Annotated in this window: 9 protein-coding genes; 4 read left to right on the plus strand and 5 right to left on the minus strand. The window is 70.2% G+C overall.

All coding sequences use genetic code 11. The annotated features are described in order from the left end of the window. Positions 1 to 57: 57 nt before the first annotated feature. Positions 58 to 1926, plus strand: a complete 1869-nt coding sequence (gene pknB / locus ADY59_RS04765; RefSeq protein ID WP_049558068.1) for a Stk1 family PASTA domain-containing Ser/Thr kinase — start codon at positions 58 to 60, stop codon at positions 1924 to 1926. Between the two features lie 121 nt (positions 1927 to 2047). On the opposite strand, the gene ADY59_RS04770 is transcribed toward pknB, so the two are convergent. The 3 genes from ADY59_RS04770 to ADY59_RS04775 are packed head-to-tail and all read right to left on the minus strand — an operon-like array spanning position 2048 to position 3379. Further along, positions 2048 to 2620: an anthranilate synthase component II gene (locus ADY59_RS04770; RefSeq protein WP_049558070.1), complete on the minus strand. Its 573-nt coding sequence runs from the start codon at positions 2618 to 2620 to the stop codon at positions 2048 to 2050. Further along, positions 2617 to 2775 (minus strand): hypothetical protein, encoded by a 159-nt coding sequence (locus ADY59_RS51065; protein WP_197093434.1) that lies wholly within the window; start codon positions 2773 to 2775, stop codon positions 2617 to 2619. The genes ADY59_RS04770 and ADY59_RS51065 overlap by 4 nt, the downstream gene beginning before the upstream one ends. Position 2776: 1 nt before the next feature. Next, entirely contained in the window at positions 2777 to 3379 is a 603-nt protein-coding gene (locus ADY59_RS04775; protein WP_063780557.1) for a class E sortase, read from the minus strand. A 147-nt stretch (positions 3380 to 3526) separates the two neighbouring features. On the opposite strand from ADY59_RS04775, the gene ADY59_RS04780 reads away from it, so the two are divergent. Further along, positions 3527 to 3772, plus strand: a complete 246-nt coding sequence (locus ADY59_RS04780) for a cell division protein CrgA (RefSeq protein ID WP_049558072.1) — start codon at positions 3527 to 3529, stop codon at positions 3770 to 3772. Between the two features lie 36 nt (positions 3773 to 3808). On the opposite strand, the gene ADY59_RS04785 is transcribed toward ADY59_RS04780, so the two are convergent. Further along, entirely contained in the window at positions 3809 to 4678 is an 870-nt protein-coding gene (locus tag ADY59_RS04785) for a rhomboid family intramembrane serine protease (RefSeq protein ID WP_082309857.1), read from the minus strand. 98 nt (positions 4679 to 4776) lie between these two features. Continuing rightward, complete coding sequence (locus tag ADY59_RS04790) at positions 4777 to 5313, minus strand: peptidylprolyl isomerase (protein ID WP_049558074.1); 537 nt, start codon at positions 5311 to 5313, stop codon at positions 4777 to 4779. 219 nt (positions 5314 to 5532) lie between these two features. Between ADY59_RS04790 and ADY59_RS04795 the strand changes: the two genes are divergently transcribed. Both ADY59_RS04795 and ADY59_RS04800 read left to right on the plus strand, forming a co-directional pair. After that, positions 5533 to 5970, plus strand: coding sequence for a hypothetical protein (locus tag ADY59_RS04795; RefSeq protein WP_156325298.1), 438 nt, complete (start codon positions 5533 to 5535; stop codon positions 5968 to 5970). Between the two features lie 133 nt (positions 5971 to 6103). Next, positions 6104 to 7663: AAA family ATPase (locus ADY59_RS04800; RefSeq protein ID WP_156325299.1), on the plus strand; the 1560-nt coding region annotated here is incomplete at its 3' end.

Genomic DNA, 7663 nt, shown 5'->3' on the forward strand with positions numbered 1-7663 from the left:
GCGGCCGCCCCCCGCGCAGGCCGGCACCAAGATGAACGGTAAGGGACAGTGCAGGAAATGACTCAGCCTCGGCAACTCGGAGGTCGTTACGAGCTCGACGGTGTCGTCGGACGCGGCGGCATGGCCGAGGTGTATCGCGCCCGGGACATCCGGCTTGACCGGGTCGTCGCGATCAAAACCCTCCGGTCGGATCTGGCTCGTGACCACACCTTCCAAGCCCGTTTCCGCCGTGAGGCGCAGTCGGCGGCGTCGCTGAACCACCCCGCGGTCGTCGCCGTCTACGACACCGGCGAGGACGTCACCGACGGCACTCCCGTGCCCTACATCGTCATGGAGTACGTCGACGGGCGGACGCTGCGCGACCTACTGCGCGCCGATCGCCGGCTGCTCCCGGAGCGCGCGGTCGAGCTGGTCGACGGCATCCTGCGCGCCCTCGACTACAGCCACCGCGGCGGCATCGTGCACCGCGACATCAAGCCGGCCAACGTGATGATCACGCGGGCGGGCGACGTCAAGGTGATGGACTTCGGCATCGCCCGCGCGATGGCCGACTCCGCCGCGACGATGACGCAGACCGCGCAGGTGATAGGGACCGCCCAGTACCTGTCGCCGGAGCAGGCCCGCGGCGAGCGGGTCGACGCGCGCAGCGACATCTACTCCACCGGGTGCCTGCTCTACGAGCTGCTGACCGGTCAGCCGCCGTTCACCGGTGACTCGCCCGTCGCGATCGCCTACCAGCACGTGCGCGAGGAGCCGATCCCGCCGTCGCAGATCGACCCGGAGATCCCGGCGTGGGCCGACGCCATCGTGCTCAAGGCCATGGCCAAGGACCCCGCCCACCGCTACCAGAGCGCGGGCGAGATGCGGGCCGACATCCAGCGCGCCATGTCGGGCATGCCCGTCGACGCGCAGACGATGACGGTGACCGGCAACTACGGCCAGGGCACCCGCATGATGACGGCCACCCAGGCCGCGCAGGGCCCGGCCACCCAGCGGTCCAGCACGATCCCGCCCTACGACTACGAAGAGGGTGGCGGCGGCGGAGGCCGGGGGCGGCGCCGGGCGAGCAACGGCGGCGGCAACAACGCGGTCAAGACGGCTCTGTGGATCGTCATTCCGTTGCTGATCATCGGCGCCTTCATCACCATCGGCTACGTGGTGCTCAGCGGCGGCGGCGGCCAGACCCCCACCGACGCCCAGATCACCGTGCCCGAGTTGGTCTCCACCGAGCAGGACTACGCCGAGACCCAGCTGAAGAACGCCGGGCTCACCCCCAAGGTGGTCGAGGAGTTCAGCGCCGAGTTCGACAAGGGCACGGTCATCAAGACCGACCCGGCCGCCAACGCCAAGGTCGACGAGGGCGCCACGGTCACGCTGTTCGTGTCCAAGGGTACGGAGAAGGTCGCGGTGCCGGACGGGCTCGTCGGCCTGGGTGTCGACGAGGCCAACCAGTTGCTCGGCGAGCTCGGGCTCAAGGGCGTGGTCGAGACCAAGTCGTCCGCCAAGGCCCAGGGCAAGATCTTCCAGACCGACCCGAAGGCCGGCGCCGAGGTGGAGAAGGGCGGCACGGTCAAGCTCTTCATCCCCAGGGCCCTGGCCACCGTGCCCAGCGTGCTCGGCATGACCGAGCAGGAGGCCAAGGGCCTGCTGGAGTCCGAGGGCTTCAAGGTCAAGAGCGTCCCGCAGCCCAGTGAGCAGGCCGCGGGCACCGTCATCCAGCAGAACCCGGGTGAGGGCGCCAAGCTCGCACCGAAGATGACGGTCACCATCGTGGTCTCGGAGGGCCCGGCCGCGACGCCCACCGACACACCGACGGACGACTTCCCGACCGACGACTTCCCGACCGACACGCCGACGGACGACTTCCCGACCGAGGACGAGCCGCCGGGCGACGACGGTCCGCTCGACGGCGGCCTCAACGGCTGACCAGGCGTGAAAGGGCCGCCATCCCCCGCGGGGTGGCGGCCTTCGCATGAAGAAGCGCCCCCGCCGCTCGGGGGCAACGGCGGGGACGCTCATCTAGGAGTCGCTCGCTGGCCGGCGTTTGTTACACGAATCCACGCAACCAGTTCATAAGGAGCTGGTGGCCGTACTCCGAAAGCACCGATTCGGGGTGGAACTGGATGCCCTCGATGGGCGCCTCACGGTGCCGCAGGCCCATGATCACGCCGTCGCCGGTGCGAGAGGTCACCTCCAGCACGTCCGGGACCGTGCCGGGCAGCACGGCCAGGGAGTGGTAGCGGGTCATCCGCACGGGCGTGGGCAGCCCCTCGAAGACCCCCCGGCCGTCGTGCTCGACGGCGCTGGTCCTGCCGTGCACCGGCTCGGGAGCACGGCCGACGGCGGCGCCGAACGCGCGGGCGATGGCCTGGTGGCCGAGGCAGACGCCGAGCAGCGGCCGCCCGGTCAGCCTCGCGTGGTGAACGAGCGGGACGCTCACCCCGGCCGCCTCCGGCGTGCCGGGCCCCGGGCTGATCAGGACGCCGTCGAACCCGTCGGCGTCGTCCACCCGCACCTCGTCGCGCGGGCGCACGTCACACTCGGCGCCCAGTTCCTTGAGGTACTGGACGATGTTGTGGACGAAGCTGTCGTGGTTGTCCACCACGAGGACACGGGTCATCGGCGTACGGTCACCTCGTCGAGCGTCACCGCCGGCTCCAGGAGCGGGAACACGGCATACCAGAGTACGGCCACCGCGACCGCCGCCAGCACCACGGCCCCCGCCAGCTTGGCGCCTCGACTGCCGGGGAGCTTGCGCCAGATCCAGCCGTACATGTCATTCCTTCCTGGGCTCGGTCTCCTTGAGCACCCCGTACACGATGAGACGCTGGGCGGCGGAGTATTCGGGGTGGCAGGTCGACAGGGTGATGAAGGCACGGATGGGCCGGATGTCGGGCTTGCCGGGCACTGGGGCGAGCACCTCGACCTCGTCGGGCTCCACGATGTCCTGCGAGGTCACCCGGTAGGTATAGCGGGCCTCGCGGGCCTCCACGACGATCTCGTCGTCGCGTTCGAGCTCGTCCAGACGGTTGAACGGGGCCGCGTACGTGGTGCGGTGACCCGAGACCACGAAATTTCCCACTTTGCCGGGCATGGCGCTGTCCGGGTAGTGGCCCGGCCCCTTCTTGAGGTGCTCGGCGTCCACCCCCTCCACCACCGCGTAGCGGTAGCCGCGACCCAGCTTCGGGATGCGCAGCAGCGCCACGGCCTCGCCCAGCTCGATTCTCGCCAGCCGGCCGGTGCTCCTGTCAGCCAGCTCGCGCTGGAGCGCCAGTTGCTGGCTCTGGGTGTACGCGCCCGTACCCCAGAGCAGGTAGGCGCAGAACAGCATCAGGATCAGGCCCGCGGTGACGCTCAGCTCCCCCACGGCCCGCAGCATGGCCCGCACCGCCCCAGAGTAAGCAGGTACGAACCGTGACCCGGGGGATCGCCATGTCGTGCGCGTGGCGACTATCCTGGGGCACTAACCTAAACGAAGAGCCTGCGGACGATCCGGAAGCCCAGGCCCTCAGCAGGAGTTAACCCAGTGCCCAAGTCGAAGGCCCGCAAGAAGGCGGTTTACACCCCGCCGCAGAAGTCTCAGCAGGTGAAGGTCAGCCCGCGCTGGCTCGCGCCGACGATGGTCGCCGCCTGGCTCATCGGCATCCTGTGGATCGCCACCTACTACGTGGCCCCCCGGGCGCCCTTCATCGGCGATCTGCAGAACTGGAATCTGCTGATCGGGTTTGTTTTCATCATCTTCGGTGTGGTGCTTTCCACTCGCTGGCGTTAGTTCTTTCCACAGTCTTTTCCACACCTGGGGACGACGTCAGTTCAGCGCGCTGAGCACGGTGACCGTTCTGGTCACCACGAGCGCCACGAGCAGCACCACCATTGCCGCGATCGCCAGCACCTGCCACAGGGTCCGGTTGTTCTTGGGGGCGTAGGCCAGCGCGGCAGCCAGCGCCGCCCCCGTGATCAGCCCGCCGATGTGCCCTGTCCAGCTGATGTTGGGCACGATGAACGTGATGGCCAGGTTGATCACGAGCAGCACGGCGATGCCGCGCACGTCCAGGTTCAGCCTGCGCCCCACCACGAACACGGCGCCGAACAGCCCGAAGATCGCTCCGGACGCGCCCACGGTGAAGGTGTCGAGCGGATCGAACCAGAACCCCAGCACCGACCCGCCGAACGCGCTGACCAGATAGAGCGCCACGAACCGGACATGCCCGAACGCCCGCTCCAGATACGGGCCGACCGCGTACAGGGCCCAGCAGTTGAACAGGATGTGGAACGGCCCGTCGTGCACGAACGCCGCGGACAGCAGCCTGTAGTAGTCGCCGTTCACGATCACCACACCGGGATGCATGCCCAGCATGCTCGTGACGGTCGTCCCGGTCAGGAACTGCGCCCCGAACACCAGCACGTTGACGGCCAGCAGGGTCCACGTCACGTACGGCGTGCGCACCACCGCCCCGCCGAAGGCCGACCTGGCCTGCCGGATCCCCCGGTTTCCCTCGGCCACGCATTCGGGACACTGGAACCCGACGGCGGCATCCCTCATGCAGTCAGGGCAGATGGGCCGCTCGCAGCGCTGGCAGCGCACCCACGTCTCACGGTCGGGATGCCGGTAACACGTCGGCACCGCCTCGGCGGGCTGCTCGGGCTGCGGAGGCGTGCTGGGCGGCTGGGCGGTCATGACCGCAGCCTATGACCTCCCCGCCCCCACCGCGCCCCCCAGCTCACGCCCGTGGGCCGTCGTCCCGGCGCCGTAACTACCGCAACCCCCCGAAGGGCCTACGCCTGGATGCTCTCGATGGTGACGCTCTCCAGGACGACGTCCTCGACCGGCCGGTTGTTGCGCCCGGTGCGGACCTTGGAGATCGCGTCGACCACGTCCTGCCCCTCCACGACCTCGCCGAAGATCGTGTGCTTGCCGTTGAGGTGCGGCGTCACGACCGAGGTGATGAAGAACTGCGACCCGTTGGTCCCCTTGCCGAACCGGATGCCCGCGTTGGCCATCGCCAGCAGGTACGGCCGGTTGAAGTAGAGGTCCGGGTGGATCTCGTCGTCGAACTCGTAGCCGGGGCCGCCGATGCCCTGGCCCAGCGGGTCACCGCCCTGGATCATGAAGTCCGGGATGATGCGGTGGAAGATCGTGCCGTCGTAGTAGCGGTTGGTGCTCTTCTCACCGGTGCCCGGGTGGGTCCACTCGCGGCTGCCCTCGGCGAGCTCGACGAAGTTTCGGACCGTTTTGGGAGCCTTGTTGGGGAAGAGCTCTACTTTGATATTGCCGTGATTGGTCTGCAGGTTAGCGATCAGCTTCTCAGCCACGAGACAGCTGCCTTCCTCTATGCACCGGGTTGGTTTGTGGTGTTTGTTGACTATGGCCGTACGGCCTCCGGTGCCATCCTCCCACGGCTCGTCATGATTGAGCCGCCTTGTACCGGGAAGGTCAGGCGCGGGGCCCCAACGACAGGGGAGGTAGTCGTGTCCCTGACACTAGGAAGACGCCGCGTGGCCATAGAAGTTCCCACCACGTGGATGGGCCGGATGAAGGCCCAGGCCGTGAAGACCGGCCGCAGTATGGCGCCGATGGCCGACCAGGCAAAACTGGTCGCCAACCGGCGAGTCGAAGACGCCCGCTATTGGGCTGCTCCAAGACTAGAGAACGCCGCGCACCGGGTCGAGGACCAACTCGCCCCGGCCGTGAGCTCGATGCTCAACTCGGCCGCCTACAAGGTGAATCCCGCGCAGCCGAAGTCGCGGCGCTGGCCGATGCTCGTCCTGATGACCGGTCTGGCTGTGGGGGCGGTGGGCTACATGGTCTATCGCCGCAACGCCCAGCAGTGGACCGAGCACATGAAGGACTCCGCCTCCGACGCGTCGCGTTGGGTCGGCGAGAAGTCCGACAGGGCTGCGGACACCGTGCACCACACGGGCGCGAAGGTGTCCGACAAGGCGGACGAGGTCTCTCGCAAGAGGCCGTGATCGGCGCCGAAAGCGCGCCCCCGACATCCGGGGGCGCGCTTTCGCGTTCCCGCCCACCCGCGTACGGCGGAGCGCTCGCCGGGGTCAGGGTGGGTGGGTTTCGGGTGGTTGAGGGCCCTATATGGTCACGAGCATGCTGTACGGCAGAGCCGCGGAGACTGCCGCGATCGACGAACTGATCGGATCGACGCTGGCCGGTGACGGGCGGGCACTGGTGTTGCGCGGTGTGGCGGGGGTGGGCAAGTCCGCCCTGCTGGACCAGGCGGCGTCCCGCGCCGGGGACGCGACGGTGTTGCGTGCCGGGGGTGTCGAGGGCGAGGCGGATCTGGCGTACGCGGCTTTGCACCAGCTCGTGTGGCCGGTGATCGGGCTGCTGGACGCGTTGCCGGGGCCGCAGCGTGACGCCGTGGCGGGCGCGTTCGGGATGGCGGCGCCCAGCGAGGACCGGTTCCTGGTGTCGGCCGGGGTGCTCTCGCTGCTCGTGGAGGCGGCGGCGGAGGGCGGGCTGGTCTGCCTGGTGGACGACTTCCAGTGGGTGGATCGGGCGTCGGCCGACGCGCTGCTGTTCGCGGCCAGGCGGCTGCGTACCGAGCGGGTCGGGATGGTGCTGGCGGTACGCGGGGACGCGGCGGTCAAGGGACTGCCCGAGCTGCCGGTGGGCGGGCTGGACGCCGACAGCGCGGACGCGCTGCTGGACGCCCGGGCCGTGGTGGCGCCCGGGGTACGGTCGCGGCTCGTGTCGCTCACCGGCGGGAACCCGCTCGTGCTCGGTGAGGCCGTGGCGGTGCTCACGGCGGACCAGCTCGCCGGGCGGGCGCCGCTGCCCGACCCGCTGCCCGGGGGTGAGCAGCTTTTCGGTGACCAGGTGGCGCGTCTCTCGGCGGCGGCCCGGCGGGTCCTGCTCGTGGCCGCCCTGGAGAGCGACCTTTCGCTCATCCTGAACGCCGCCGAGGCCCTCGCCACACCGGTCGCCGAAGACCGCGGAGCGCACGCCAGGGCAGCGCACGAGGCGGGGCTGCACGAGGCGGAGGCGGCCGGGCTGGTGGTGGCGTCCGGAGGTGTCGTCCGGTTCCGGCACCCGCTGGTCCGGTCGGCGGTGCACGCCGCCGCCGGGCCCGCCGAATCGCGACGGGCGCACGGCGTACTGGCAGGGCTGGTGGACGCGGATCGCCGGGCATGGCACCTGGCCGCCGCAGCCGTGGGGCGGGACGAGTCGGTGGCCGGCGCGCTGGCGGCGGCGGCCGCCCGGGCGCAGGCCAGGGGCGGGTACGGGGACGCGGCCACCGCTCTGGCGAGGGCGGCGGAGCTCACCCCCGAGTCGCTCACCCGCGCGCTCCGCTACAAGGAAGCGGCCGAGGCGGCCTGGCTCGGCGGCCGCCCGGGCCAGGCGCAGACCTACCTGGCAGAGGCCCGCACGCTGGCAGAAGCGCACGCCCCCACCGAGGAAAGCCTCCTACCGACCACACCCACCGAATCGGACACCCCGCGCGCCTCCGAGGCGCCGCGTCCCCCTGAAGCGCGGCACCCCCCTGCAGGCCCGCGCGCCTCCGAGGGGCGACTTACCTCGGGGGGTTCGCGGGGCGCAGAGGGGCCGCATCTCCCGCAAGGGCCGGGCGCTGCTGAAGGGCCGCGCGTCCCGGAGGGGGCGTGGACCCCGGAAGGGGGCGCTGGCGGGGGGTTGGTCTGGCTCTTA

Source organism: Nonomuraea sp. SBT364 (genome assembly GCF_001083785.1).
Lineage (GTDB): Bacteria > Actinomycetota > Actinomycetes > Streptosporangiales > Streptosporangiaceae > Nonomuraea.